This window comes from Streptomyces sp. NBC_00009 (assembly GCF_045040855.1).
In the GTDB taxonomy this organism is placed as follows: domain Bacteria; phylum Actinomycetota; class Actinomycetes; order Streptomycetales; family Streptomycetaceae; genus Streptomyces; species Streptomyces aureus.
In genome coordinates, this window is the sequence record NZ_CP108312.1 from 3,140,921 (window position 1) to 3,167,267 (window position 26,347).

Annotated in this window: 28 protein-coding genes; 8 read left to right on the forward strand and 20 right to left on the reverse strand. The window is 71.2% G+C overall.

Annotated features, from left to right (window positions below; all coding sequences use genetic code 11):
• Positions 1 to 49: 49 nt before the first annotated feature.
• Positions 50 to 1,000 (reverse strand): LysR family transcriptional regulator, encoded by a 951-nt coding sequence (locus OHA58_RS13880; protein ID WP_405478986.1) that lies wholly within the window; start codon positions 998 to 1,000, stop codon positions 50 to 52.
• A gap of 80 nt (positions 1,001 to 1,080) precedes the next feature.
• On the opposite strand from OHA58_RS13880, the gene OHA58_RS13885 reads away from it, so the two are divergent.
• The 3 genes from OHA58_RS13885 to OHA58_RS13895 all read left to right on the forward strand — a co-directional run bounded on the left by OHA58_RS13885 (position 1,081) and on the right by OHA58_RS13895 (position 3,920).
• Positions 1,081 to 1,773, forward strand: a complete 693-nt coding sequence (locus OHA58_RS13885; RefSeq protein ID WP_405478987.1) for an MOSC domain-containing protein — start codon at positions 1,081 to 1,083, stop codon at positions 1,771 to 1,773.
• A 447-nt stretch (positions 1,774 to 2,220) separates the two neighbouring features.
• Positions 2,221 to 2,994 carry an SDR family NAD(P)-dependent oxidoreductase gene (locus OHA58_RS13890; RefSeq protein ID WP_405478988.1) on the forward strand — a complete coding sequence of 258 codons (774 nt, stop codon included), beginning with the start codon at positions 2,221 to 2,223 and terminating at the stop codon, positions 2,992 to 2,994.
• A 218-nt stretch (positions 2,995 to 3,212) separates the two neighbouring features.
• A complete protein-coding gene (locus OHA58_RS13895; protein ID WP_405478989.1) occupies positions 3,213 to 3,920 on the forward strand; it encodes an ester cyclase in 708 nt (235 codons plus the stop codon).
• Positions 3,921 to 4,054: 134 nt separating this feature from the next.
• Here the strand turns inward: OHA58_RS13895 and groL are convergent, their stop codons facing one another.
• The 4 genes from groL to OHA58_RS13915 form a co-directional block, all read right to left on the reverse strand.
• Positions 4,055 to 5,680 carry a chaperonin GroEL gene (gene groL / locus OHA58_RS13900; RefSeq protein ID WP_405478990.1) on the reverse strand — a complete coding sequence of 542 codons (1,626 nt, stop codon included), beginning with the start codon at positions 5,678 to 5,680 and terminating at the stop codon, positions 4,055 to 4,057.
• A 110-nt stretch (positions 5,681 to 5,790) separates the two neighbouring features.
• The gene (groES, locus tag OHA58_RS13905) at positions 5,791 to 6,099 is read right to left on the reverse strand and encodes a co-chaperone GroES (protein ID WP_017239619.1); all 309 of its coding nucleotides are present in this window, start codon (positions 6,097 to 6,099) and stop codon (positions 5,791 to 5,793) included.
• A gap of 213 nt (positions 6,100 to 6,312) precedes the next feature.
• On the reverse strand, positions 6,313 to 7,326 hold the full coding sequence (locus OHA58_RS13910) for a polysaccharide deacetylase family protein (protein ID WP_405478991.1): 1,014 nt from the start codon (positions 7,324 to 7,326) through the stop codon (positions 6,313 to 6,315).
• The gene (locus OHA58_RS13915; protein WP_405478992.1) at positions 7,326 to 8,261 is read right to left on the reverse strand and encodes a polysaccharide deacetylase family protein; all 936 of its coding nucleotides are present in this window, start codon (positions 8,259 to 8,261) and stop codon (positions 7,326 to 7,328) included. Before OHA58_RS13915 ends, OHA58_RS13910 begins: the two co-directional genes overlap by 1 nt.
• A gap of 82 nt (positions 8,262 to 8,343) precedes the next feature.
• Between OHA58_RS13915 and OHA58_RS13920 the strand changes: the two genes are divergently transcribed.
• Positions 8,344 to 9,567, forward strand: a complete 1,224-nt coding sequence (locus tag OHA58_RS13920; protein ID WP_405478993.1) for a THUMP-like domain-containing protein — start codon at positions 8,344 to 8,346, stop codon at positions 9,565 to 9,567.
• A gap of 38 nt (positions 9,568 to 9,605) precedes the next feature.
• Here the strand turns inward: OHA58_RS13920 and OHA58_RS13925 are convergent, their stop codons facing one another.
• Both OHA58_RS13925 and OHA58_RS13930 read right to left on the reverse strand, forming a co-directional pair.
• The gene (locus OHA58_RS13925; RefSeq protein ID WP_405478994.1) at positions 9,606 to 10,871 is read right to left on the reverse strand and encodes an RNA polymerase sigma factor; all 1,266 of its coding nucleotides are present in this window, start codon (positions 10,869 to 10,871) and stop codon (positions 9,606 to 9,608) included.
• A gap of 56 nt (positions 10,872 to 10,927) precedes the next feature.
• Positions 10,928 to 11,284, reverse strand: a complete 357-nt coding sequence (locus OHA58_RS13930; protein WP_405478995.1) for a YciI family protein — start codon at positions 11,282 to 11,284, stop codon at positions 10,928 to 10,930.
• A 209-nt stretch (positions 11,285 to 11,493) separates the two neighbouring features.
• Here OHA58_RS13930 and OHA58_RS13935 point away from each other — a divergent pair, with 209 nt between their 5' ends.
• The gene (locus tag OHA58_RS13935) at positions 11,494 to 12,078 is read left to right on the forward strand and encodes a class I SAM-dependent methyltransferase (RefSeq protein WP_405478996.1); all 585 of its coding nucleotides are present in this window, start codon (positions 11,494 to 11,496) and stop codon (positions 12,076 to 12,078) included.
• Positions 12,079 to 12,094: 16 nt separating this feature from the next.
• Here OHA58_RS13935 and OHA58_RS13940 read toward each other — a convergent pair whose 3' ends face one another.
• From OHA58_RS13940 to tsaB, 5 genes are all read right to left on the reverse strand, one after another.
• Positions 12,095 to 13,081, reverse strand: a complete 987-nt coding sequence (locus OHA58_RS13940; protein WP_405484964.1) for an LCP family protein — start codon at positions 13,079 to 13,081, stop codon at positions 12,095 to 12,097.
• A 130-nt stretch (positions 13,082 to 13,211) separates the two neighbouring features.
• Positions 13,212 to 13,469, reverse strand: coding sequence for a hypothetical protein (locus OHA58_RS13945; RefSeq protein ID WP_266673399.1), 258 nt, complete (start codon positions 13,467 to 13,469; stop codon positions 13,212 to 13,214).
• A complete protein-coding gene (gene tsaD, locus OHA58_RS13950; protein WP_405478997.1) occupies positions 13,466 to 14,563 on the reverse strand; it encodes a tRNA (adenosine(37)-N6)-threonylcarbamoyltransferase complex transferase subunit TsaD in 1,098 nt (365 codons plus the stop codon). Before tsaD ends, OHA58_RS13945 begins: the two co-directional genes overlap by 4 nt.
• Positions 14,556 to 15,059 carry a ribosomal protein S18-alanine N-acetyltransferase gene (gene rimI, locus OHA58_RS13955; protein ID WP_405484966.1) on the reverse strand — a complete coding sequence of 168 codons (504 nt, stop codon included), beginning with the start codon at positions 15,057 to 15,059 and terminating at the stop codon, positions 14,556 to 14,558. Before rimI ends, tsaD begins: the two co-directional genes overlap by 8 nt.
• Positions 15,060 to 15,076: 17 nt before the next feature.
• On the reverse strand, positions 15,077 to 15,730 hold the full coding sequence (gene tsaB, locus OHA58_RS13960; RefSeq protein ID WP_405478998.1) for a tRNA (adenosine(37)-N6)-threonylcarbamoyltransferase complex dimerization subunit type 1 TsaB: 654 nt from the start codon (positions 15,728 to 15,730) through the stop codon (positions 15,077 to 15,079).
• A gap of 108 nt (positions 15,731 to 15,838) precedes the next feature.
• On the opposite strand from tsaB, the gene OHA58_RS13965 reads away from it, so the two are divergent.
• Positions 15,839 to 16,393, forward strand: coding sequence for a hypothetical protein (locus tag OHA58_RS13965; protein WP_405478999.1), 555 nt, complete (start codon positions 15,839 to 15,841; stop codon positions 16,391 to 16,393).
• Between the two features lie 32 nt (positions 16,394 to 16,425).
• Here OHA58_RS13965 and OHA58_RS13970 read toward each other — a convergent pair whose 3' ends face one another.
• The 8 genes from OHA58_RS13970 to OHA58_RS14005 form a co-directional block, all read right to left on the reverse strand.
• Complete coding sequence (locus OHA58_RS13970) at positions 16,426 to 16,644, reverse strand: hypothetical protein (RefSeq protein ID WP_405479000.1); 219 nt, start codon at positions 16,642 to 16,644, stop codon at positions 16,426 to 16,428.
• A 135-nt stretch (positions 16,645 to 16,779) separates the two neighbouring features.
• Positions 16,780 to 17,295 (reverse strand): tRNA (adenosine(37)-N6)-threonylcarbamoyltransferase complex ATPase subunit type 1 TsaE, encoded by a 516-nt coding sequence (tsaE, locus tag OHA58_RS13975; RefSeq protein WP_405479001.1) that lies wholly within the window; start codon positions 17,293 to 17,295, stop codon positions 16,780 to 16,782.
• Positions 17,267 to 18,472, reverse strand: coding sequence for an alpha/beta fold hydrolase (locus tag OHA58_RS13980; protein ID WP_405479002.1), 1,206 nt, complete (start codon positions 18,470 to 18,472; stop codon positions 17,267 to 17,269). The genes tsaE and OHA58_RS13980 overlap by 29 nt, the downstream gene beginning before the upstream one ends.
• Entirely contained in the window at positions 18,465 to 19,628 is a 1,164-nt protein-coding gene (gene alr / locus OHA58_RS13985) for an alanine racemase (protein ID WP_405479003.1), read from the reverse strand. The genes OHA58_RS13980 and alr overlap by 8 nt, the downstream gene beginning before the upstream one ends.
• Positions 19,629 to 20,013: 385 nt before the next feature.
• Positions 20,014 to 21,459 carry an NAD(P)H-hydrate dehydratase gene (locus OHA58_RS13990; RefSeq protein WP_405479004.1) on the reverse strand — a complete coding sequence of 482 codons (1,446 nt, stop codon included), beginning with the start codon at positions 21,457 to 21,459 and terminating at the stop codon, positions 20,014 to 20,016.
• A 158-nt stretch (positions 21,460 to 21,617) separates the two neighbouring features.
• Positions 21,618 to 21,986, reverse strand: coding sequence for a holo-ACP synthase (locus tag OHA58_RS13995; protein ID WP_326711607.1), 369 nt, complete (start codon positions 21,984 to 21,986; stop codon positions 21,618 to 21,620).
• 30 nt (positions 21,987 to 22,016) lie between these two features.
• Entirely contained in the window at positions 22,017 to 23,876 is a 1,860-nt protein-coding gene (gene glmS, locus OHA58_RS14000; RefSeq protein ID WP_405479005.1) for a glutamine--fructose-6-phosphate transaminase (isomerizing), read from the reverse strand.
• 23 nt (positions 23,877 to 23,899) lie between these two features.
• Positions 23,900 to 24,133 (reverse strand): hypothetical protein, encoded by a 234-nt coding sequence (locus OHA58_RS14005; RefSeq protein WP_405479006.1) that lies wholly within the window; start codon positions 24,131 to 24,133, stop codon positions 23,900 to 23,902.
• A gap of 247 nt (positions 24,134 to 24,380) precedes the next feature.
• Here OHA58_RS14005 and coaA point away from each other — a divergent pair, with 247 nt between their 5' ends.
• Together coaA and OHA58_RS14015 are read left to right on the forward strand one after the other, a co-directional pair.
• Complete coding sequence (gene coaA / locus OHA58_RS14010; RefSeq protein WP_100594970.1) at positions 24,381 to 25,370, forward strand: type I pantothenate kinase; 990 nt, start codon at positions 24,381 to 24,383, stop codon at positions 25,368 to 25,370.
• 25 nt (positions 25,371 to 25,395) lie between these two features.
• The gene (locus tag OHA58_RS14015; RefSeq protein ID WP_405479007.1) at positions 25,396 to 26,346 is read left to right on the forward strand and encodes a DUF389 domain-containing protein; all 951 of its coding nucleotides are present in this window, start codon (positions 25,396 to 25,398) and stop codon (positions 26,344 to 26,346) included.
• The last annotated feature ends 1 nt before the right edge of the window (position 26,347 follow it).

The following is a 26,347-nucleotide window of genomic DNA, read 5'->3' on the forward strand; positions in this document are numbered from 1 at the left end:
CTTCAAGGTGGGCACGCAGTGACGTGCCCGTGGGCCTGTGAGGGCCCGATCAGCGGGCCGCGGCCCGCGCCAGGTGGTCGAGCGTGGCTGCCACGGCCGGCACCTGGGCCAGGTCGGGCAGTGTGAGGGCGACGATCTCGCGCTGCACAGCCGGCTCCACCGTCACTGTGCGTGCGCCCTTGGGGCGTACGGATTCGATGGCGAGCTCCGGCAGGACCGCCACACCGAGGCCGGCACCGACCAGGCCGATCACCGCCGGATAGTCGTCGGTCGCGAAGTCGATGCGCGGAGTGAATCCCGCACCCTCGCAGACCTCCACCAACTGCCGGCGACAGCGCGGGCAGCCCGCGATCCAGGGCTCGTCGGCCAGCTCACCGATGGAGACCGCGTCCGACTTGGCCAGCCGGTGCCCCTCAGGGACGAGGCCGACGAGCCGGTCGGCCAGCAGCGGACGTACGACGAGGTCGTCCCAGTCCTCCGCGGCCTGCGCCCCTTCGCCCTCCCGTCTCCCGCCACCACCCTTGTCCTGAGGCGCTTCGCGCCGCCCCTCATATCTGAAGGCCAGGGCCACATCGCAGTCGCCCTCACGCAGCATCTCGACCGAGCGCGGCGGCTCCGCCTCCACCAGGGAGACGCGGGTGCCGGGGTGCGCGGCGCGCAGGGCGGCCAGCGCCGTGGGGACGAGCGTGGAGCTGCCGCTGGGGAACGAGACGAGCCGGACACGGCCTGCGCGCAGGCCCGCGATGGCGGCGACCTCCTCCTCCGCCGCGGTCAGTCCGGCCAGGATTCCCGCCGCGTGCCGCACCAGAGCTTCACCCGCCTGGGTGAGTCGCATCTCGCGGCCTGTGCGGATGAGGAGCGGGGTGCCCGCAGAGGATTCGAGGGCCTTCATCTGCTGGCTGACCGCGGGCTGGGTGCAGCCGAGTTCGCGGGCGGCCGCCGAGAAGGAGCCGGTGGCGGCCACGGCGCGCAGGACACGGAGATGACGGGCCTCGATCATTCCTCAAGCATAAGGCAGCCTTGGATGCAACGGGAAATAATGCGTCGACGCTTTGGCGCCGCGTCGCTTAGCGTGCCGTCATGAAGCTTCTGTCTCTGAATGTGGGTCGCCCCGAGGCCAGCGAGCACACCGACCAGGCCGAGGGCGTGACCGGTATCGACAAGCGGCCGGTGCCGGGCCCCGTCCGGGTGGCGGCGCCCGGGCCCAAGGGGGTCGGCGCCAGCGGTCTCGAAGGGGACGCCGTGTGCGACATGCGCCATCACGGCGGCGACGACCAGGCGGTCTACGCCTTCGCCCGCGAGGACCTCGACGAGTGGCAGGGAACGCTCGGCCACGATCTGCGCAACGGCTCGTTCGGCGAGAACCTCACCACCGAGGGTGTCGACGTGACGGGCGCGAAGATCGGCGAGCGCTGGCGCGTCGGCCCCGACCTGGTCCTCGAGGTCGCCTCGGGCCGGATCCCCTGCCGCACGTTCCAGGGCCACCTCGGCGAGAAGGGGTGGGTCAAGCGCTTCACTGCGCGGGCCGCACCTGGCGCGTATCTGCGAGTGATCGAGCCGGGCGCGATCCGGGCGGGCGACACGATCGAGATCGTTCACCGACCCGACCACGAGGTGACCGTCGCCTTCCAGTTCCGGGCCGTCACCACCGACCGGGACCTGCTCCCGCGGCTGCTCGTCGCGGCGGACGCACTCGCCCCCGAGGCGGTCGAGGCGGCTCGTACGTACGTGGCGAAGTACGGAGGCGGGGACGCGGCGGGCGACGCGGCATAGGGGTGGAGCGGGCCTGGGCCGCGCGACGGTGGCGGGCCTGGGCCGCGCGGCCCAGCGGCCTTGGTACGCGCGGCGGTTGCGGAACTGGCCCGCGCGGCGGAAGCGGCTCTGGTCGCGAGCGCCACGACGGTGACGACCGAACCGGCCACAAGGAGAACGCTCTTGAAGCGGGAGATCCGTCGAGCTTCCCGCCCGACCCACCCTCACCACATCGGGGACGACCCCCGAAGCGACCCGAACTGCCTGTACATATAGGCAAGTTGGAGGTACCGGAAAGCGAAGGGACGGTGCGTGGGTGTCCCTTCCCGACACTCCGTACATGTCCGCTGCCGTCCGCTCTCCCACGAGGGCAGCGGTGTGACGGGGCAGTTCGTGGTCGTGGACAAGGGACCACGCGCGGGGACTCCCGAGCGTGGCCATGCCCACGGCGGTCACTAGCCTTGCCCCATGACTACCGCTCTGATTACGGGATCCACCTCGGGGATCGGTGCCGCGTTCGCGCGCCGGCTCGCCGCGGACGGCCACGACCTCGTCCTGGTGGCGCGTGACACCAAGCGGCTGCGGGAGCAGGCCACCGAGCTCCACGACCGGCACGGCATCGAGGCCGAGGTGCTCACGGCGGACCTCGCCACCGACGAGGGCATCGGCGCGGTCGAGGCACGGCTGACCGACCGCAAGCGTCCGGTGGACCTGCTGATCAACAACGCGGGCTTCGGCAACAAGGGCCATTACCTGGAGGTCCCGCTCGCCGACGAGTTGACCATGCTGAAGGTCCACTGCGAGGCGGTCCTGCGGCTCACGTCCGCCGCGGTGGCGCCGATGCGTGAGCGCGGCAGGGGCGGCGTGGTGAACGTGGCGTCGGTGGCGGCGTTCGTGCCGCGCGGGACGTACGGCGCGTCGAAGGCGTGGGTCGTGCAGTTCACGCAGGGCGCGGCGCGGGACCTGGCCGGCAGCGGTGTGCGGCTGATGGCGCTCTGCCCGGGCTTCGTCCGTACGGAGTTCCACGAGCGGGCCGACATGGGCACCGACAACATCCCCAAGTGGATGTGGCTCGACGCCGACAAGCTGGTGGCGGCGGCGCTTGCCGATCTGGCGCGCGGCAAGTCGCTGTCGATCCCGGATCCGCGGTACAAGACGCTGATGGGCGTCGTGAAACTGGCGCCTCGCGGGCTGCTCGGCGGCGTCACGGCGAAGACGGGGCGCAAGTACGGGCCGCAGTAAGGCACGGCGAGCCTGGGGCCGGGTCCGGGTCCGGGTCCGGCGGGGCCTCGGTTCCGCGAGAGCCCGGCCCTGCCAGAGACCGGTCCTGCCAGAGACCGGCCCCGCCAGAGCCCGGCCCCGCCTCCACCGGTCCCGGTCCCGGTCCCGCCGGGTCGTTACACGGCGGTGGGAGGATAGAGCTGTCCGGACCTTACGCAGGGGGGCCGGAAGGTGGCGTCATGACGTTCGTGCAACTGATCGACTGCAAGACCAGCCGATTCGACGAGATGAACCAGCTCATGGACACATGGGCGGAGCGGACCAAGGGGAAGCGGACCGCGACGCACAGCGTCGTCGGCAAGGACCGGTCCGACGCGTCGCACTTCATCGAGATCGTGGAGTTCCCGTCGTACGAGGAGGCGATGCGGAACTCGAACCTTCCGGAGACCGACACGATCTTCCGGGAGATGGTCGCCCTCTGCGACGAGATGCCCACCTTCACCGACCTCGAGGTGGTGCGGGACGAGCAGTTGTACGCGGGCAACGCGCGCCGGTTCTTCGAGACGGTCGCCACCGAGGGTGAACTGCCGCCGCTCAACGACCTGCTCGCGGAGGACTACCACGACCACGACCCCGGCAACGTGACGGACACCATCGGTCTCGACGCGATGCGGCGCGAGATCGAGATGTACCGCGGCGGGTTCGACATCGACTTCACCATCGACGACCAGATCACCGAAGGCGACCGCGTGTGCACGCGGTGGACCTTCAAGGGCGACCACAACGGCGACTTCATGGGGATTCCGGCGACGGGCAAGCAGGTCACGATGACCGGCGCGACCATCTTCCGGTTCCGGGAGGACGGGAAGATCGTCGAGGGCTGGTGGCAGAACGACCGGCTGGGGCTGATGGCCCAGCTCGGTGCGCTCGATCAGCTCGAGTCCTGACCGCTCGAGTCCTGACCGCTCGGGCCCGGACCCGGCGCCGCACACGCCGAGGCCCGGCCCCGCGAAGAACGCGGAACCGGGCCTCGTACGAACAGACGCCGGCGCGACCGGCGCCGCACTAGTTGCTCAGTGCACTAGTGGGAGTGGCCGTGCCCGTGGCCGCCGGCCTCGGGCTCCTCGTCCGCCGGCTTCTCGACGACCAGGGTCTCGGTCGTGAGGAGCAGCGACGCGATGGACGCGGCGTTCTCCAGGGCGGAGCGGGTGACCTTGACCGGGTCGATGACGCCGGCCTTGACCAGGTCGCCGTACTCGCCGGTCGCGGCGTTGAAGCCCTGGCCCTTGTCGAGCTCGGCGACCTTCGAGGTGATGACGTAGCCCTCGAGGCCGGCGTTCTCGGCGATCCAGCGCAGCGGCTCGACGGCGGCGCGGCGCACGACGGAGACGCCGGTGGCCTCGTCGCCGGTCTTGCCGAGGTTGCCCTCGAGGATCTTGACGGCGTGCACCAGAGCGGAGCCACCACCGGAGACGATGCCCTCCTCGACCGCGGCGCGGGTCGCGGAGATGGCGTCCTCCAGACGGTGCTTCTTCTCCTTCAGCTCCACCTCGGTGGCGGCGCCGACCTTGATCACGCACACGCCGCCGGCCAGCTTCGCGAGGCGCTCCTGGAGCTTCTCGCGGTCCCAGTCGGAGTCCGTGTTCTCGATCTCGGCCTTGATCTGGTTGACGCGGCCCGCGACCTCGTCGGAGTTGCCGCCACCGTCGACGATCGTGGTGTCGTCCTTGGTGATGGTCACGCGACGGGCGGAACCGAGCACGTCGAGACCGGCCTGGTCGAGCTTGAGGCCGACCTCTTCGGCGATGACGGTGGCACCGGTGAGGGTGGCCATGTCGCCGAGCATCGCCTTGCGGCGGTCACCGAAGCCGGGCGCCTTGACGGCGACGGCGTTGAACGTGCCGCGGATCTTGTTCACGACCAGGGTCGACAGGGCCTCGCCCTCGACGTCCTCGGCGATGATCAGGAGCGGCCTGGAGCCACCGGCCTGGATGACCTTCTCAAGCAGCGGCAGCATGTCCTGGATGGACGAGATCTTGCCCTGGTTGATCAGGATGTACGGGTCCTCGAGCACGGCCTCCATGCGCTCCTGGTCCGTCACGAAGTACGGAGACAGGTAGCCCTTGTCGAACGCCATGCCCTCGGTGAAGTCCAGCTCCAGACCGAAGGTGTTGGACTCCTCGACGGTGATGACACCGTCCTTGCCGACCTTGTCCATCGCCTCGGCGATGAGCTCGCCGACCTGCGAGTCCTGGGCCGACAGACCGGCGACGGCCGCGATGTCGGCCTTGTCCTCGATCGGGCGGGCGGTCGCGAGGAGCTCCTCGGACACGGCCTTGACCGCGGCGTCGATGCCCTTCTTCAGGGCGGCCGGGGAGGCGCCGGCGGCGACGTTGCGCAGGCCTTCCTTGACCAGGGCCTGGGCGAGCACGGTGGCGGTGGTGGTGCCGTCACCCGCGATGTCGTTGGTCTTGGTCGCCACCTCCTTCACCAGCTGGGCGCCGAGGTTCTCGTACGGGTCGTCGATCTCGACCTCGCGGGCGATCGTGACACCGTCGTTGGTGATGGTGGGAGCGCCGAACTTCTTGTCGATGACGACGTTGCGGCCCTTGGGGCCGATCGTCACCTTGACCGTGTCGGCAAGCTTGTTGACACCGCGCTCGAGGGCGCGACGGGCGTCCTCGTCGAACTTCAGGATCTTCGGCATGGTGCTGTTAGTCCTCTCGAACGAACTGCGCCCCCGACGCCCGGCATGCTGAGAAAAGTCGCAGCTGAGTAGCGGGGAGCCAGGGGCGCAGAACTAAAACAGTGGGTGAATTACTTCTCGACGATCGCGAGCACGTCGCGAGCCGAGAGGACGAGGTACTCCTCGCCGTTGTACTTCACCTCGGTGCCGCCGTACTTGCTGTACAGCACGATGTCGCCGGTCTTCACGTCGAGCGGCAGACGCTCGCCGTTCTCGAAGCGGCCCGGGCCCACGGCCAGGACGACGCCCTCCTGGGGCTTCTCCTTCGCGGTGTCCGGGATGACCAGGCCAGAGGCGGTGGTCTGCTCGGCGTCGAGCGGCTGGACCACAATGCGGTCCTCGAGCGGCTTGATGGCAACCTTGGAGCTGGTGGTCGTCACGATCCGACCTCCCCCTTCGGAGATCACGGGGTTAACTGTCTGAGGTGGCGACCAGGTGGATCCGTCGTCGCGGGTGCCGGACCTGCCCGTCGCTATTGGCACTCTCCAGTGGGGAGTGCCAGGGCCGAGACTATGACTGCGATTAGCACTCGGTCAAGCGGAGTGCCAATTCACTGATGGCGAGTCTTCCGCACGGCCCCTCCGGCCCGTCCGTCACAGGTAGTCCTCGAGCCTCCCCACCGTGAACCCCTGGGCCTGGATACGGCGCAGCAGCCGCGTCGTCGTCCCGGTGAGCGTCGTCCCGTGCGGGCCGTCGCCGTCACGGAACTGGGCCCGGACGATGTCGCCGGGACGCAGCCGGCCCCCGTCCGCGTAACGCAGGTCGTCGCTCCGCACCGAGGCGCGCCACAGGACCACGACGTCGACCCCGCAGGTGGCAGCGGCGCGCAGAGTGTTCTGGTCGTACTCGCCGAAGGGCGGGCGGAGGAGGCGGGGGCGGGTGCCGAAGCGGTTCTTCAGCCGGTCCTGCTGGCCGCAGATCTCGGCGTGCTGTTCGGCGTACGGGAGCGAGGGCAGGACGTGGTGGTTCAGGGTCTGGTTCTGCACGCCCGCGCCGAGGGTCCGCAGCCTGCCGAGGTGGTCGTGGCCGGGGCCCGCGACGCCGTCCGTGAGGAAGACGCTGACGGGCAGCCGCAGGTCGCGGACCATGTCGGCGAAGTGAGGGTCGCGGTCCACGCCGTCGTCGAAGGTCAGGAAGACGACGTGGTCCTTGGTGCGGACGTGGTCCACGACGCGCGGGAGCGCGTGCGGTCCCGGTCCCGCCCCGGCCGCGTGGCGTGCCGGGGGTCTCGGCGCCGGGGCGAGCGGCGCGGAGAGTCCCCAGCGACGGTAGGCGTCCGGGGCGCGGCCGCCACGCGGAGTTGCGCCGTGACGCGCGGGGGTGTGAAGAGGCGCGACGCGCACCGGCCCGCCTCCCGCCCCCGTCTTCCCTGCCCCGAGCCCACCCCACGACCCACTCCCCAGGCCCACGGCCGGCGTGGCCGTAGGTGCCGCGTCGTGCGAATGGCGGACCTTCTCGGCCGCCTTCCTGCTGAGCCGCTCGATCGGGTCCACGGACTGGGCGCACCCGGCGAGCAGCGCGGGTGCGAGGACACCGGCGGCCAGGGCGGCGGCGAGCAGCCGCCGGGGCCCGGTGCGCGCGGGGGCCCGGCGCGCCCGCACGGACATCACAGGTAGTCCTCCAGCCTGGCCACGGCGTACCCCTTGTCGGTCACGTACTTCATGAGCAGGCGGACCATGTCGGGCATGGTGCCCTTCCACTCCTCGCGGCCCCGGAAGTGGGTCAGGATGATGTCGCCCGGGTGCAGGTCCTGGTCCACCTCGCGCCACTCGACGTGGTCGACGTACACCTCTTCGTTCCAGATCGGCGCGTACTTGATGCCGCAGGACTTGGCGGCGCGCAGCGTGTCCCGGTTGTAGTTGCCGTACGGCGGGCGGAAGAGGACGGGCCGCTTCCCGTACTGCTCCTGCATGATGTTCTGCATGCCGCAGATCTCGCGCAGCTGCCCCTCGTAGGACAGGCCGGGCAGATACGGGTGCGTCAGCGTGTGGTTGTTCAGCGAGACGCCGCGGGACTGCATCTTCCCGAAGTAGCCGTAGTCGTCCTTCACCAGGTAGTTGCTGAGGAAGGCGGTGTAAGGGATCTTCAGGTCGCTCATCATCTTCAGGAACTCCGGGTCCTTCTCGGAGCCGTCGTCGATGGTGAGGAACACGACCTTGTCCTTGGTCGGCACGGTCGTGAAGACGGGCGGCAGATCCTCCTGGCCGTCGACCTCGAAGCCCTTACGGGCCCTGATCACGGGCTTCTCGGCGGGCGCGGGCGGCGCGAGGAGCGGCGGCTCCGACAGGCGCCACTTCTTGGCCATCGCGACCCGGGCGGCCTGGGCGGCAGGCATCTTGCCCGCATAGGAGTCGAGGCCGCGGGCGGGCGGCCCCTGGCCGGGCGCCGGCTCGACGGCCTTCCTGCCGTCGGCCGCGGCGCACCCGGAAGCGACCGCACAGGCGGCGAGAACGGCGAGACCGGCCCGCGTACGGGCGTGACGGGCCCTCCGGCCCGGCGTCCCCTTAACGGCTCTTTTGTCGTTTTGTCGTACAAGTCGCATGGCGCCGGATCCTCGCAGCTCACAACACTGATCAGGGCCCGACACCGCGGCCGGGCGCGCACCGTCCACCGACTGGCCCACAATGGGCCTGGTGAACGACCTCGCCTCCTTCAGCTCGCTGCTCTCCACGGAGGGCCAGGCGCTCCTCGACGACGTACGGGACATCACCCCCGGCCAGGAGCTCGCCGTCGCCACCCGGCTGCGCCGCGACCACCCGGCGGACCTCGTCTCGGCGGCCATCGCGCAGGCCCGGCTGCGGCAGCGCGCCGCGGCGAAGTTCGGCGAGGCGGACGCGCGCCGCATGTACTTCACGGCGAACGGCGTCGAGCAGGCGACCCGCACGAGCGTCGCCACCCATCGCGCGCAGGAGTTCAAGGCGCTCGGGGTGCACTCCGTCGCCGATCTGTGCTGCGGCATCGGCGGCGACGCGATCGCGCTGGCCCGCGCCGGGATCTCCGTACTCGCCGTCGACCGCGACCCCCTGACCTGCGAGGTCGCCCGCGCGAACGCTCAGGCGCTGGGCCTCGACGGGCTGATCGAGGTCCGCGAGGCCGATGTCACCGAGGTCGACACGGAGCCGTACGACGCGGTGTTCGTCGACCCCGCGCGCCGGGGCGGCGGCAAGGGGGGCGGCCGGATCTTCGACCCGGAGGCGTACTCCCCGCCCCTGTCCTGGGCGGTCGGCGCGGCGCTCGGGGCCCGGCACGCGGCCCTGAAGATCGCGCCCGGCATCCCCCACGAAGCGATCCCCGACGCGGCCGACGCCGAGTGGATCTCGGACGGCGGGGACGTGAAGGAGGCCGTGCTCTGGTTCGGCACCGAGCCGGGCCGCATGCGGGCGACGCTGCTCCCCGGGCCGCGCGCACTCACCGGCCGCGGCCTCCCCGACCCCGAAGTGCGGTCCGTGGGACGGTACTTGTACGAGCCCGACGGCGCCGTCATCCGCGCCCACCTGGTCGCCGACGTGGCCGAGGAGGTCGGGGGCGGGCTGATCGACGAGACGATCGCCTACGTCACGTCCGACACGCTGCGCGCGACGCCGTACGCCACCGCGTACGAGATCACGGACCGGCTCCCCTTCAACGTGAAGAAGTTGAAGGCGCTGCTGCGGGAGCGCGAGGTCGGGATCCTGACGGTGAAGAAACGGGGGTCGGCGGTGGAGCCGGAGGAGCTGCGCCGCAAGGCGCTGCCGAAGCGGCACGGCCCGAACGCGGTGACGGTCTTCCTGACCCGCGTCGCGGGCGCCCCGACGATGCTCCTTGGCGCGCCCGCGCGGCCGGCCAACGGGGGCGACGCCGACTCCTGAGCGGCAACAGCCCCGCCCTCGCCGGAGAACGAGGTGCCCTAACCGCACGCCTCCGCCCGCGCCAGCAGCAGCTCCCGCTCCCGTTCGTTGCGGGTCAGCGAAGCGGCCCGCTCGAACTCGGCCCGCGCCTCCTCGCGCCGCCCGAGCCGCTCGAGCAGGTCTCCGCGCACGCTCGGCAGCAAGTGGTAGTCGCGCAGCGCCGGTTCACCGGCCAGGGCGTCGACCAGGGCGAGGCCGGCCGCGGGGCCCTCGGCCATGGACACCGCCACCGCCCGGTTCAGCTCGACGACGGGGGACGGCGCCCGGGCTGCGAGCAGCCCGTACAGGGTCGCGATCCCCTCCCAGTTCGTCTCCGCGTACGTGTGGGCGTACGCATGGCTGGCGGCGATGGCGGCCTGGAGGGCGTACGGGCCGGGGCCGCCGCCCGTGGACACCGCGTCCGCACGGCCGAGCGCCGCGAACCCGCGCCGGATCAGGAGCTGGTTCCAGCGCGTACGGTCCTGGTCCTTGAGGAGAACCGGCTCGCCCGACGGGCCCGTACGGGCGGCCGAGCGCGAGGCCTGGAGCTCCAACAGGGCGGCCAGGCCGTGGACTTCGGGCTCCTTCGGCATCAGGCCTGCCAGCAGCCGGGCGAGCCGCAGCGCGTCCTCGCACAGGCCGGGGCGCAGATAGTCGTCGCCCGCCGTGGCCGCGTACCCCTCGTTGAAGATGAGGTAGATGACCTCGAGGACCGAGCCGAGGCGGGCCGCTCGCTCGGGGCCGTAGGGCACTTCGAAGGCGACGTTCTTCGTGGCGAGGGTGCGTTTCGCGCGCACGATGCGCTGGGCGACCGTCGCCTCGGGGGCCAGGACCGCGCGGGCGATCTCGGCGGTGGTCAGGCCGCCGAGCAGCCGCAGCGTGAGCGCGACCCGGGCCTCGGCGGACAGCACCGGGTGGCAGGCCGTGAAGACGAGGCGGAGCAGGTCGTCGTCGATGTCGTCCGGGTCCGCGGGCTCGTCCAGGTGGGGCGGCGCGGTCTCCAGGTCACGGCCGACCTCCGCCAGTTTGCGCGCGTACCGCTCCTTGCGGCGCACGAGGTCGATCGCCCGGTGCTTGGCGGTGGCCATGAGCCACGCGCCCGGGTTGTCCGGGATCCCCTCGTCCGGCCACTGCTCCAGGGCGGCGACGAGCGCGTCCTGCGCCAGTTCCTCCGCTATGCCCACGTCCCGGACGATGCGCGTGACACCGGCGATGATGCGGGGCGCCTCCAGACGGAAGACGGTCTCGATGGCGTGGGCCGCTTCGGCAGTACGTTCTGCTGTCACGGCCCACCATCAGACACCCGCGCCCGCGGGGCGGCCAAGGGCCTGTCCGGCGTGGCTCAGCCCTCGGCGATCTCCCGGATCTCGGAGGTGACCGTCCAGTGCTCCTCGTGGACCTTCAGGAACCGCTTGGTCCACTCCAGGATCTCGGCCCGGTCCTTGGCCTGGATGATCGCGTAGCCGCCGATGACCTCCTTGGACTCGGTGAACGGCCCGTCGGTGACGGTGATCTCGCCGTTCTCGTAGTGCACCCGGGTGCCCTCGGACGAGGGGTGCAGCCCCCCGGTGTCGAGCAGCACGCCGGCCTTGGTCATCTCCTCGATCAGCTCACCCATGCGCTGCATCAGGGCCTCGCGGGGGCCCTCGGCGGGGGCCTTGCTCTCGTCGATACGGACCAGCGTCATGTAGCGCGGCATGGTGACTCCTCGTTCGGTGCGGTCGGGGCTTCTCCCCGCTCTCGTCTACGCGTCGAACGGGATCCCCGCGGATCGACACGCGCGCAGAAATTTCTTAGGGAAGTTTTCCCACCAGTTCTCCAACCCTTCCCGACGCCCGCCTGTCCCCCCGCTTCCCCGTGGCCGCCCCTCACCCGCCCTTTATCGCCCCCCTGCCACCATCGCGCCCCATGCCTTTCGACCACAACGATCACTACCACCGCCTCTTGCTGCGCCACCTGCCCATCGGCGGCCGCACCGCGCTGGACATCGGCTGCGGCACCGGCCGTTTCGCGCGGCGGCTCGCCGGCCGCGGCTACGAGGTCGACGCGCTCGACCCGTCGCCGGAGGTCGTGGCCGCGGCGGAGTCGATCGGCGGGGGTCCCCGCTACCGCCGTGCTGACATGACGACGACGGACCTGCCGCGCGGCCACTACGACGTGATCACGTGCCTGGCGAGCCTGCACCACATGCCCTTCGCCACGGTGACCCGGCTGCGTGAGGCCCTCGCTCCGGGCGGCGTCCTGCTCGTCCTCGGCTGCTACGCGGGCATCACCCGGTGGGACCTGGTGGCCGTCCCCGCGAACGCGGCGGCCCGCTCCGCGGTCCACGTGGCCGACCGGCTGCGCGGCGCCGCACCGCCACCCCTCAAGGCCCCTGTGCGCCAACCCGACATGACGCTCGCCGACATCCGCACGGAAGCCAACCGGCTCCTCCCCAGCAGCCAGGTGCGCCAACTGCTCTTCTGGCGCTACCTGTTGACGTACACGAAGTGATCTTCCCGCGGACGCGTCACCGCAGTGAGGCCCACAGCTTCCCGGCCTCCGGCTCGTCGGCGACGACACGGTTGGGGTCGGACGGAGCCGGGAGCACCGGCATCGTGACCGTCTTCACCTCGTCCGCCGACAGCCCCTTCAAGCTGCCCGCCAGGCCCTGGAGTTCGCCGAGGGAGTCGAGGCCGGTGTCCGTGGTGAGGCTCCCTGTGAGGGCGTCGGCGACCTTGTAGAGGTGGGCCGGGTCCGTCAGGAGATCGCTGCCCGAGACCTCCTCCACCAGGGCCTTCACCAGCTGCTGCTGGAGTTTGATGCGGCCGAGGTCGCTGCCGTCGCCGACGCCGTGGCGGGTGCGGGCGAAGGCGAGGGCCTGCTTGCCGTCGAGGTGGTGGTAGCCCGCGTCGAGCTGGAGGTGGCTCAGGTCGTCGTCGATGTCCTCGGTCGTCGTGAGGTCCACGCCGCCGAGCGCGTCGACGACCGAGGCGAAGCCGGAGAAGTCGATCTCCAGATAGTGGTCCATGCGCACGCCGGTGAGCTTCTCGACCGTCTTCACGGCACAGACGGGACCGCCCACGGAGTACGCGCTGTTGAACATGACGCCGTACGCGGCCTGTGTGCTGCCGCCGGACGAGGTCGGGCACGCGGGCCGCTCGACGAGGGTGTCGCGGGGGATGCTGACGACGGTCGCCGCCGAACGGTCGGCGTCCAGGTGCACCACCATCGCGGTGTCGGAGCGGGCGCCCTCGCTGTGGCCGCCGCCGAGCGCGGAGTTCTTGCTGCCACTGCGCGAGTCGGAGCCGAGGACGAGGATGTTCAGCGCCCCCGCGGGCGGCGCGGTCGCCGAGGGCTCCGGCGTGGCCGGGGCCGGCTCCAGGGGCCGGTCGTCGCCGAGCGCGCTGTCGATGTCGACGCCCCGGATGTTGTGGTCCAGATGCCAGTACGCCCACGCGGCCCCGCCCCCGGTGAGGACGAGCACGCAACCGGCCACGACACCGGCCGTCTTCACCAAACGCCCACGACGGCTCTGTATTCGCTTCACAGGGCGAACATAAGTCGGAATTATTACAACGGTAAACCAGCTGGGCGCCGTTATTCGGGAATCTCAGACGGTTCTCACGTCTCCGGACGATGCCGCCTCAGGCGGGAGCGACCGCCTCGAACCGCCACCGATGCACCGTCCGGGTCACCAACTCGCCCTCTGGTTCCGGCAGTTCAGGCAGTTCGGCGTCGTACGCCGCGTCCCACCAGGTGATGACGAGGACCCGGTCCTGCGGGGCGCGGAAGAACTCGCGCCGCAGCGGCTCGGCCGCGAGGACCTGCCCCCGCGCCCAGGCGAGCAGCTCCTCGCCCCGCCCCTCGGCCGCCCGGGCCTCCCACATCAACGCGACGGTCATGAGTACAGGTTGTCCTTCGCGACCTCGTGCACGTGATCGTGGTCGTGCGTGTGCCCCGGCACGTGCGTCTCCGTCACCGGCAGCGAGGAGTCGGCCGACAGGTCCCAGGCGGACGCGGACCGGTTGCGCGCCACCATCTCGGCGCCGAGGGCCGCGACCATCGCGCCGTTGTCCGTGCACAGCTTGGGCCGCGGCACGCGCAGCTGGATCCCGGCCGCCTCGCACCGCTCCTGGGCGAGGGCCCGCAGCCGCGAGTTGGCGGCCACACCGCCGCCGATCATGAGGTGGTCGACACCCTCGTCCTTGCAGGCGCGCACGGCCTTGCGGGTCAGCACGTCGACGACGGCCTCCTGGAAGGACGCCGACACATCCCGCACCGGAACGTCCTCACCGGCGGCCCGCTTCGCCTCGATCCAGCGCGCCACGGACGTCTTCAGCCCGGAGAAGGAGAAGTCGTACGCCGGGTCGCGCGGCCCGGTGAGCCCGCGCGGGAAGGTGATCGCGTTGGGGTCGCCCTCCTTCGCGTACCGGTCGATGACGGGACCGCCGGGGAAGCCGAGGTTCAGCACCCGGGCGATCTTGTCGAAGGCCTCGCCCGCCGCGTCGTCGATGGTCGCGCCGAGGGGGCGCACGTCGGACGTGATGTCGGAGGAGAGCAGCAGCGACGAGTGCCCGCCCGAGACGAGCAGCGCCATCGTGGGCTCGGGCAGCGGCCCGTGCTCCAGCTGGTCGACGCAGATGTGCGAGGCGAGGTGGTTCACGCCGTAGAGCGGCTTGCCGAGCGCGTACGCGTACGCCTTGGCCGCCGAGACGCCCACGAGGAGCGCGCCCGCGAGCCCCGGGCCCGCGGTGACGGAGATCCCGTCCAGGTCGGAGGCGGCGACCCCGGCGTCCTTCAGGGCGCGCTCGATGGTCGGCACCATGGCTTCCAGGTGTGCGCGCGAGGCGACCTCGGGGACGACACCGCCGAAGCGGGCGTGCTCGTCGACGCTGGAGGCGACCGCGTCGGCGAGCAGCGTGTGGCCGCGGACGATGCCGACACCGGTCTCGTCGCAGGAGGTCTCGATGCCGAGGACGAGCGGTTCGTCAGCCATTTTCGGTTCCTTGTACGGGTGTCACTGAGGTCGAGGGGTCGGTCAGACGCATCACGAGCGCGTCCACGTTGCCCGGCTGGTAGTAGCCGCGGCGGAAGCCGATGGGCTCGAAGCCGAAGCGCTGGTAGAGCTTCTGCGCCCGGGTGTTGTCGACCCGCACCTCGAGCGTCACCTCGGAGCACTCGAGGTCGGTCGCGTGGCGCAGCAGGGCGGTGAGGAGCCGGGCGCCGAGCCCGGTGCCCCACTGGTCACGGACGACGGCGATGGTCTGCACGTCGGCCCCCACGCCGGAGCCGCCTTCGTAGTCCGTGCCGGACGCGGCGAGGCCCGCGTACCCGACGAGCCGGTCGCCGTCGTGGGCGACGACATAGCGGCGGGTCGACCCGGCGCCGCGCGCGTGCGCGAGCTCGGACCAGAACATGCCGCGGGACCACGCGTCGTCCGGGAAGAGATCCTTCTCGAGCGCGTGCACGGATTCGATGTCCCACCAGCGCATCTCGCGCAGAGCAGCGCTCACTTCGGAGTGACCACCTTGTAGTTCTTGGGCACCTGCGCGTCGGGCCGGCGCAGATACAGGGGGCGCGGCGCCTGGAGCTCCTCGCCGGCGGCGAGCTTCTCGGCGGCGAGGGCGGCGAGGGCGGCCGCCGACACGTTCTCGGGGGCGCGCGCGTCCGGGAACGTGTCCGGGTACAGCACGGCGCCGGCGCCGACCGCGGGAAGGCCCGCGACCTGCTCGGCGATGTCGGCGGGGCGGTCGACGGCGGGCTCGGTGACGCGGGTGCGCGCGTCCTCGTAGCGCGCCCAGTAGACCTCCTTGCGCCGCGCGTCCGTGGCGACGACGAAGGGGCCGTCGACCTCGGCGGCGTAGGCGAGCCCGTCCAGCGTGCACAGACCGTGGACGGGCACACCGAGGGCGAGCCCGAAGGTGTCGGCGGTCATCAGACCGACGCGGAGGCCGGTGTAGGGGCCGGGGCCCACGCCGACGACGATGCCGGTGACGGCGTCGAGTCTGACGCCGGCCTCGGCAAGCACCCGGTCGACGGCGGGCAGCAGCAGCTCCCCGTGCCGGCGGGCGTCCACCTGGCTCGATGCGGCGACGACGGACGAGCCGTCGTGCAGGGCGACGGTGACGGCGGGGGTGGCGGTATCCAGCGCGAGCAAGAGCACGCAAACAGCCTACGGCTCCGGCGCCCCGCCCACGGCCGCCCCGGTGCGCCGCACGCCTGCTGCTACCGTCACCACAAAGACGTACGGGCACGAGAGGTGGGCACACAGGTGGCACGGAGCAGCTCGGGATTCGTGGCCGGGCTCACCGCGGCGGCGCTCGCCGTGGTCGGCTTCCTCACCTACCAGGCCTCGGCCAGCGCGCCGGACAGCCTGGCCCCGCCGAAGGCCGGGAAGACCCCCTCCGCGGCCGCCTCCCACTCCCCCAAGGACAAGAAGGACCTGACGGCGGTACCCGCGCGGTCAGGCGCCGGTGAGCGGGTCGTCTACTCCGTGGGCGACGACCGGGTGTGGCTGGTCACGGAGGGCGGCAAGGCGCAGCGCACCTTCACGGTGACGCCGAGCACGGTGGACCCGCCCGTGGGCAAGTACGTGGTGACGTCGCGCTCGCGCGCGATCCCCGGGAGCGACGGCGTACCGATCGAGCACGTGGTGCGCTTCGCGAACGTCGAAGGCGTCGCGATCGGCTTCAGCGCGGCGGTCGACGGCTCGATGCCGGAGCCGGACCCGGCCAAGAAGACGGGCGGCATCCGCGAGAAGCGGGCGGACGGCGACGCGATGTGGGAGTTCGCGACGATCGGCAAGAAGATCGTCGTGGTCCAGTAGAACCCGTCACCTGACGCACGACACAAAAACCCTCACGCGGCGTCGCGACGCTCCTCACCGGCACAGGCACCCGCGCTTTCGGCCTCCCCCTCCCCGTCCTCGACGGCAGGCGGCGTGGACACGGCCGAGGCGGCGGCACAGGACGCGAGCAGATCGCTCATGGACAGCCCCGAGGCGGCGATCCCGGACATGTCCCCGTGACCCGGCGCCACGCGGGGCTGCTGCGGCACGTCACGTTCTGAAGCCGACATGGATGCCTCCTGGGCTCCGGGGCAGCAAAGTTAGGTAGACCTAACCAGGACTGGTCTCCATGTGACCATGCCGAGCGCACGCCGCGCAACATTTTACCGACGCCATGTCGGAACGTTCGGGTGAAGGTACGAGCGTCAGGCGGCCAGAGCCTCCAGGCCGGCGCCGGCCCAGCGCGCCCCGAGGCCACGCAGCGTCACGGAGCGCACCTCGTCGTCCGTGTCCCCCGTGGCGCGGTGAATCACCACATGGAGCCGGTCGTCGGCGAGGTCCTCGACCTTGCCGTCGCCCCACTCGACGACGATCACGGAGTCGGGCAGCGAGACGTCGAGGTCGAGGTCCTCCATCTCGTCGAGCCCGCCGCCGAGCCGGTACGCGTCCACGTGCACCAGGGCGGGCCCGCCGCCGAGGGACGGGTGGACGCGGGCGATGACAAAGGTCGGAGAGGTCACGGCGCCCCGCACACCGAGGCCCTCGCCGAGCCCGCGGGTCAGCGTGGTCTTGCCCGCGCCCAGCTCGCCGGTGAGCATGACGAGGTCGCCCGGGCGCAGCAGCTTGGCGAGGCGGCGGCCCAAATCCCCCATATGGGTGGGCGAGTTGACGGTGATCGAGGCGGTGGCGGCGTCAGCTGCCGGGCTGTGCGGTGTCTCCATAACTTCCCACGGTAGCCCCTGCGGGGACGGCTCCCGTGCGCGAGAGGAGGTCGGCCAGCCGGTCGGTGACGGCCTCGGGGTGCTCCAGCATCACCAGGTGCCCGGCGTCGGGCACGAGCACCAGCTCGGCGTCGGGGAGCAGCCCGGCGATGGCCTCGCTGTGCTCACTGGGGGTGACGAGATCCTGGTCTCCGGCCAGTACGAGGACGGGAAGCTGCGCGAACCGCTCGATGACCGCGCTCTTCTCGTGCTCCTGGAAGGCGGGGTAGAACTCGGCGACGACGTCGATCGGCGTGCTCTCGATCATGCGCTCGGCGAAGCGGGCGACGGCGGGATCGACGTCACGTGAGGCGAACGAGTAGCGCTTGATGATGCCGGCGAACAGGTCGGCGGTCGCACGGCGCCCCTTCTCCACGAGGTCGGCGCGCTGGCCCAGGGCCTTCAGGACGCCGGGGAGCACGCGCCGGACGGCGTTGACGCCGACCACGGGCAGCCCGTAGCTGACCTCGCCGAGCTTGCCGGAGGAGGTCCCGACGAGGGCGACGCCGACGACGCGCTCGGCCACGACCTCGGGAAACTGGTCGGCGAACGCCATCACGGTCATGCCGCCCATGGAGTGCCCGACGAGGACGAGCGGCCCTTCGGGGGCGGCGGCGTCGATGACGGCCTTCAGATCGCGCCCGAGCTGGTCGATGGTGACGTCGGGCCCGCCGTCGGCCTGCTGGACCCCGCGCCCGGACCGCCCATGGCTGCGCTGATCCCAGTAGACGGAGCGCACCACGCCCCGCAGGGCGGCGCGCTGGAAATGCCAGGAGTCCTGATTGAGGCAGTACCCGTGACAGAAGACCACGGTGACCGGCGCGGGGGCCTTACGGCCGAAAAGACGACGCCTGCGAGGGCCGACACCGCCCTCGGTCTCCACTTCCTCGACCTCGTAGTGGAGCTCGGTGCCGTCCTCGGCACAGGCCTTGCCGGGAGTGCCGCGCAGGGACCCGTAGGGGCCGGAGGCATCCAGCGCGAGCCGCGCCTTTCTGCGCATGCCGCGGCCGACGGTGAGCCGCTCCACGGCGACACCGGCAGCGGCACCGGCCGCGACGACACCTATCGCGGCGCCGGCGAGCCCGGCCCGCCGCCAGCTCGCGACGGCCGCCGTGACCTCGGCGCTGCTCTCACTCACGTGCCGCTCCTCCGTCGTCCACATAGACGCGCGGAACACGCGCCCCGATCCGGGTGACGATCTCGTACGCGATGGTGCCGGCGGCCTGCGCCCAGTCCTCGGCGGTCGGCTCGCCCCGGTCGCCGGGCCCGAACAGCACGGCCTCGTCCCCGGCCGCCAGCTCGTCTCCGCCGAGATCGACGACGAACTGGTCCATGGCGACGCGCCCGGCGACGGTACGCAGCTTGCCCCCGATGAGTACGGGCCCGGTCCCAGAGGCATGCCGGGGGATCCCGTCCCCGTACCCGAGGGGCACGAGCCCCAGGGTGGTCTCGCCCGGGGTGACGTAGTGATGCCCGTAACTGACGCCGAGCCCGCCCGGGGCGTGCTTCACCAGGGCGAGCGAGGCGGACAGGGTCATGACGGGCCGCAGCCCGAAGTCCGCCGGCGTGCCGATCTCGGGGCTGGGCGAGATCCCGTACATGGCGATGCCGGGCCGCACCAGATCGAAGTGGGTCTCAGGCAGAGTCAGGGTCCCCGGCGAATTGGCAATATGCCGGACCTCAGGCCGGACCCCGGCCCCCTCCGCAAAGGAGACCATCTCGCGAAAACGATCCAACTGAGCGGCAATCGACGGATGCCCCGGCTCATCGGCACAGGCGAAGTGGGACCAGAGCCCCGTAACGACAACAAGCCCCTCGCGCTCCGCGGCAACGGCAGAACGCACAAGCTCGGGCCAGTCACCGGGCAGACACCCATTACGTCCGAGCCCCGTATCGGCCTTCAACTGAATACGAGCGGGACGCCCCACCACCCGAGCCGCAGCAACAACCTCATCCAGAGCCCACATGCCGCTCACGGACATGTCGAGATCAGCCTCGATGCCCTCGCGCCAGGGCCCGCCGGGCGTCCAGAGCCAGCACATGACGCGCCCCTCGATCCCCGCGGCACGCACCGCGAGTGCCTCCTCGGGCGTGGCCGTACCGATCCAGGTGGCACCGGCCTCCCGCGCGGCGCGCGCGCAGGGGATCATGCCGTGGCCGTAGGCATCAGCCTTGACCACAGCCATGAAGGCGGCCCCAGGCGCACGATCGCGCAGGGATCGCACATTGGCCCGCAGAGCGGCCAGATCGATCTCGGCCCGGGCACGGCCCACGGCAGGTGCTCTCTCAGTCATCGTGCGCCCAGTGTCTCAGAGCCCCCCGACACCCCCACGTGACCACCACCCACCAAACCACCCACACCAACCCAAATCGCCAGGCCGGCAGCAGCACAGCCAACCAGGTGGGAGGACGAATCCCCCACGGCCCGGCAGCCGCACGACAACAAGAGGGGACGCACCGGGATGTGCGCGCGGAGCCACCTCCACCCCGTTACCGGCGCTTCACCAGCAGGGGCCGGGCCCGTAGAACAGCGAGCACGTACATCCCGGGGCGGCCCCGCCCCAAAGACGGCGAAGCGCCCACGACGGCGAAGCGGAACCCCACCGCCCCGAACCCAAGCCCCCCACACCCACGCCCAAGCCCAACCCCAAGCCCCACACCCACGCCCAAGCCCAACCCCTACACCCCGCGCCGAACATCCCCCCAGGCCCCAGCAATCCCCCCAGCCACATCCTGAGCAACAACAGGCGCCCCACCAGACACACGCCGAGCAGCAAGCCCATGCAGATAGGCCCCCACAGACCCGGCATCGAGCGCTCCAAGCCCCGCAGCGAGCAGCGACCCGCAAAGCCCGGACAACACGTCGCCACTCCCCGCGGTGGCCAGCCAGGCGGTACCCGTGGAATTGACCCGAGCCGGACGCACCGCACCCTCCCCCCGCCCCCCGGCAACCAAGGTGGTGGACCCCTTCAAGAGCACCGTGGCGGAGAACCGGTCAGCCAACTCCCGCACAGCCGCAAGCCGCTCCGCCTCCACCTCCTCCCGGGCAACCCCCAACAACGCGGCGGCCTCCCCCGCATGAGGCGTGAGCAACGTAGGCGCGGCCCGCCCCCGAACGGCCTCAGGGTCGGCGAGCCGCAGCCCATCGGCGTCGATCAGAACGGGCACCTCCGCACCCAGGACATCCGCGAGCCCGGAGGCGTCGTCACCCAGTCCGGGCCCGGCCACCCACGCCTGCACCCGCCCCGCCTTCCCGGGAGCGCCTTCGGACACCAGGGTCTCGGGGAACCGCGAGACGACGGCGCCGGCCGCAGGCCCGACGTACCGAACGGCCCCGGCCCCACCCCGTAGAGCCCCGGCGACGGCAAGCACGGCGGCACCGGGATACCGGGCGGACCCGGCGACGATGCCCACGACGCCACGCCGGTACTTGTCGCTCTCTCCGGTGGGTTCAGGCAGCAGCCGGGCCACGTCACCGTGCTGAAGGGCCTCCAGATCCCCCTCGCCACGCCCCAGTTCAAGCCCGATGTCGACGAGCCGAACGGCACCGGCGTACTCCCGCCCGGGATCGACGAGAAGCCCAGGCTTGTACGCACCGAAGGTGACGGTCACATCGGCGCGGACGGCCTCCCCGGCGACCTGCCCGGTATCGGCGTCGACGCCACTGGGCAAATCCACCGAGACGACAACGGCACGGGATTCCAAGGCAGCACGGACAACGGGCAAGGCAGCCGCGCGAAGCCCACCCCGCCCCCCGATGCCCACGATCCCGTCGACGACGAGATCGGCGCCGGCAAGAGCACGCTCACCGGAGTCGGCGACGCGCCCCCCGGCGGAGAGGAACGCGGCAAGCCCGGCACGGTGCACACGCTCGGAGTCCAGGAGCACGGCGGCAACCCCGGCGCCACGACGGGCGAGCCGGGCGCCGGCGTAGAGGGCGTCACCCCCGTTGTCCCCGGACCCGACGAGGAGCACGACCCGGGCCCCGTACACCTTGCCGAGCAGCCCGGCGCAGACGACGGCGAGCCCGGCGGCGGCCCGCTGCATCAGGGCGCCTTCGGGAAGCCGCGCCATGAGGGCACGCTCGGCGGTCCGTACGGTGTCCACGCTGTAGGCGGTACGCATGGAACCGAGTCTCCCGCACAGAGGAGCACCTCGCCCCCGGCCGAAGCCAAAAGCCAAAGCCCAAGCCGACGAGAGGCCGCAGCCCCCAGCCCCTACCCCTCAGCCCTTACCCCTGACCCCATACCCCTGAGCCCCTGAGCCCCTGAGCCCCTGAGCCCCTACCCCTCAGCGATCACAACCGCCGACGCAACCCCGGCATCATGGCTGAGCGACACATGCCACGACCGCACACCCATCTCCGCGGCACGCGCAGCAACGGTCCCGGTGACCCGCAGTCGCGGCTGCCCACTGTCCTCGACACAGACCTCCGCATCGGTCCACCGCAACCCGGCCGGCGCCCCCAGCGCCTTGGCCAGTGCCTCCTTGGCCGCGAACCGCGCGGCCAGCGAGGCAACGCCGCGCCGCTCCCCGCTGGGAAGCAGCAACTCCCGGTCGCAGAAGAGCCGTTCGGCCATTCCGGGCGTACGCGCAAGCGACGCCTCGAACCGCTCGATCTCGGCGACGTCGATCCCGACCCCAATAATCAAATCCAGCCCCTAGTAATCAGATCCAGCGCCTCACTCCACCGTCACGGACTTGGCGAGGTTGCGAGGCTGGTCGACCTCGTTCCCCCGGGCCGTGGCCAGCTCGCAAGCAAACACCTGCAACGGCACCGCCGCAACCAGCGGCTGAAGGAGCGTAGGGGTGGCGGGGATCCGTACGAGATGGTCGGCGTAGGGGACGACCGCCTCGTCCCCCTCCTCGGCGATCACGATGGTGCGCGCCCCGCGGGCCCGGATCTCCTGGATATTGGACACGATCTTGTCGTGGAGGACGGACCGTCCCTTGGGCGACGGCACGACGACCACCACAGGCACGTCGTCCTCGATCAACGCGATGGGCCCGTGCTTGAGTTCACCGGCGGCGAAGCCCTCCGCGTGCATATAGGCGAGCTCCTTGAGCTTCAGGGCGCCTTCAAGGGCGACGGGATAGCCCACGTGCCGCCCCAGGAAGAGCACGGTCCGCTTGTCGGAGAGCGACCGGGCCAGCGCCCGCACGGGCTCCATGGTCTCCAGAACGCGCTCGACCTCACCGGAGATGTCGGCCAGGTCCCGGATCACCGCGCGGATCTCGTCCCCCCACTTCGTGCCGCGCACCTGCCCCAGGTACAGGGCCACGAGATAGCAGGCGACGAGCTGCGTGAGGAACGCCTTGGTGGAGGCGACGGCGACCTCGGGCCCGGCATGCGTGTAGAGAACGGCGTCGGACTCGCGGGGAATGGTCGACCCGTTCGTGTTGCAGATGGCGAGGACGGTCGCCCCCTGGTCGCGGGCGTGCCGCAGCGCCATCAGCGTGTCCATGGTCTCGCCGGACTGCGAGATGGCGATGACGAGCGAGCGCCCGCCGAGAATGGGATCCCGGTACCGGAACTCACTCGCGAGCTCCACCTCGCAAGGAATCCGGGTCCAGTGCTCGATGGCGTACTTGGCGATGAGACCGGCGTGGAACGCGGTCCCGCACGCCACGATCACGACCTTGTCGACTTCCTTCAACACGGCTGCGGGGATCCGGAGTTCGTCGAGCGTCAGCGCCCCGTCGACGCCGATGCGCCCGAGCAGCGTGTCGGCGACCGCCTTCGGCTGCTCGGCGATCTCCTTGAGCATGAAGTAGTCGTAGCCGCCCTTCTCGGCGGCGGAGGCGTCCCAGTCGACGTGATACGACCGCACCTCGGCGGGCCGCCCGTCGAAGTCGGTGACGGTCACCCCGTCCCGTACGCCGTCCCGCCGCAGCTCGACGACCTGGTCCTGGCCCAGTTCGATCGCCGAGCGCGTATGCGCGATGAAGGCGGCGACGTCGGAGGCGAGGAACGCCTCGTCCTCCCCCACGCCGACGACAAGAGGCGAGTTGCGCCGGGCGCCCACGACGACGTCGGGCTCGTCGGCGTGCACGGCGACGAGCGTGAACGCCCCTTCGAGGCGCCGGCAGACGAGCCGCATGGCCTCGGCGAGGTCGGCGCACACGGAGAACTCCTCGGCGAGCAGATGCGCGACGACCTCGGTGTCGGTCTCGGACTCCAGGACGTGCCCGCGCTCGGCGAGCTCGGCGCGCAGCTCGGCGAAGTTCTCGATGATGCCGTTGTGGACGACAGCAACGCGGCCGGCGTTGTCGAGGTGCGGATGCGCGTTCCCATCGGTCGGGCCGCCGTGGGTGGCCCAGCGGGTGTGGCCGATGCCCGTGGCCCCGGCCGGCAGCGGCCGCTCCACGAGCTCCTTCTCCAGGTTGGCGAGCTTGCCCGCCTTCCTGGCCGAGGCGAGGCCGCCGTCGGCGAGCACCGCGACCCCGGCCGAGTCGTAACCCCGGTATTCGAGCCGCTTCAGTCCGGCGAGCACGACGTCGAGCGCCGACTGAGATCCGACGTATCCCACGATTCCGCACATAGCGGCAGCCTAAGGCCGCGCGGTCAGCAGCCCCAGACGATCCGGTCCCGCGCGTCCTCGAGGAGACGCAGATACTCCACTTCCTCGCAGCGCGGCTTGCTGCCCATCTCGTAGAGGTCGAGACAGTCGTCGAGATCCTCGCGCAGGTCCTCGTCGGGCAGGTCGAGGGCGAGCTCGCTGCGCACCTGACCGGCGAAGTCGTCCTCGATGAGCCCGGATCTGCGCCGGACGAGGTCACGCAATCGGGGCACGGCCATGACGGTTCCCTCCCACCCGGACGGCGCGGCTCGGCGCCGGGTGCCGGGAACGTATCCCCGTTCCCCCGCCCGGTCCAGACCTGCGACCGCAGAACTCCCGGAATCGAGCACGCATCAGGCACGCATCAGGCACGAACCGTGCACGAAAACCCCACTCCGACGCACCCCGCCGACCCCAAGGTGACGCACCCCACCCCCCACCCCGTCCACACAGCCGTAACAATGGACTGTGATCTCTTCGGTCTCCGTGCCCCCGACGGCACCCCGGAGCGCCCACCGGCACAAGCCGGAGGCGACTCCCTACGTCGACCTCACCCGCACCGAGTGGAGCGCGCTGCGCAACAAGACGCCGCTCCCCCTCACCGCCGATGAGCTGGAGAAACTGCGCGGCCTCGGCGATGTCATCGACCTGGACGAGGTCCGGGACATCTACCTCCCGCTCTCACGCCTCCTCAACCTCTACGTCGGCGCCACCGACACCCTGCGCGGCGCCCTCAACACCTTCCTCGGCGAGACCGTCGAGAAGGCGTCCCAGTCGGGCACGCCCTTCGTCATAGGGGTCGCCGGTTCGGTGGCGGTGGGCAAGTCGACCGTCGCCCGCCTCCTCCAGGCGCTCCTGTCCCGCTGGCCCGAGCACCCGCGCGTGGAGCTGGTCACCACGGACGGCTTCCTGCTGCCGACGAAGGAGCTGGAGCGGCGCGGCCTGATGTCGCGCAAGGGCTTCCCCGAGTCGTACGACCGCCGCGCCCTGACCCGCTTCGTCGCCGACATCAAGGCGGGCAAGGACGAGGTGTCGGCGCCCGTCTACTCCCACCTGATCTACGACATCGTGCCCGGCCAGAAACTCACGGTCCGCCGCCCCGACATCCTCATCGTCGAGGGCCTGAACGTGCTCCAGCCGGCCATGCCCGGCAAGGACGGCCGCACCCGCGTCGGCCTCGCCGACTACTTCGACTTCAGCGTGTACGTGGACGCGCGCGCCGAGGACATCGAGAGCTGGTACCTCAACCGGTTCAAGAAGCTCCGCCAGACGGCCTTCCAGAACCCGTCCTCGTACTTCCGCAAGTACACGCAGGTCTCCGAGGAGGAGGCGCTCGACTACGCGCGGACGACCTGGCGGACCATCAACAAGCCGAACCTGCTGGAGAATGTGGCGCCCACGCGCGGCCGCGCGACGCTCGTCGTGCGCAAGGGCCCCGACCACAAGGTGCAGCGGCTGAGCCTGCGGAAGCTGTAGAAAGCCGGAAAGCTACGCTTCGCGCATGCTGCACCTGCGACTGATCACCCCGGCCGACAAGACCGACGCGGTGGCCCGCCTGATCGAGAGGACCGTCGGCACCACGCATCTCGTGGTGATGCCGGGCGCGGCCCGCGACCCGAAGGGCGACGTCGTGATGTGCGACGTCGCTCGGGAGGCCGGCGACGAGCTGATCAGCGGGCTGCGCGGCCTCCACATCGACACGACGGGCTCGATCGCCGTCGAGAACATCGACCTGTCGCTGTCGAGGCTGGCCGACAGGGCGGAGGACGAGGCGCCGGGCGAGGGCGCGGACGCGGTCCTGTGGGAGCAGCTGACGGACGCGACGCACGAGGAGTCCACGCTCACCGTCACCTACGTGGCGTTCCTGGCCGTCGCGACGATGCTCGCGGCCTGCGGTGTGATGCTGGACAACGCGATCCTGATCGTCGGCGCGATGGCCGTCGGCCCCGAGTTCGGGCCGCTCGCCGGGATCTCCACGGCGCTGGTGCAGCGCGCCCCGCGCCTGGTGTGGCGATCGCTGTGGGCGCTGCTGGCGGGATTCGCCGCCGCGATGGTGCTCACGGCCGGATTCAGCTGGCTCCTGGACCTGTTCGGCCTGTTCACGCGCTCGATGATCGAGGCGGACCGGCCGAACACGTCGTTCATCTGGAAGCCGGACTGGATGTCGTTCGTCGTGGCGTTCCTCGCGGGCATCGCCGGGACGCTGTCCCTCACGTCGGCGAAGTCGGGCGCGCTGATCGGTGTCGCCATCTCGGTGACGACGGTCCCGGCGGCGGCGAACGCGGCGGTGGCGTTCGCGTACAGCGACTACGCCCAGACCTGGGGATCGACCGGCCAGCTCCTCGCGAACCTCGGCGGCATCGTCCTGGCCGGCACGCTCACGCTGCTCGCCCAGAAGTGGTTCTGGGCGACACAGCGCAAGCGTGCCACTCCTGCGGCCGGACCGGCCTAGG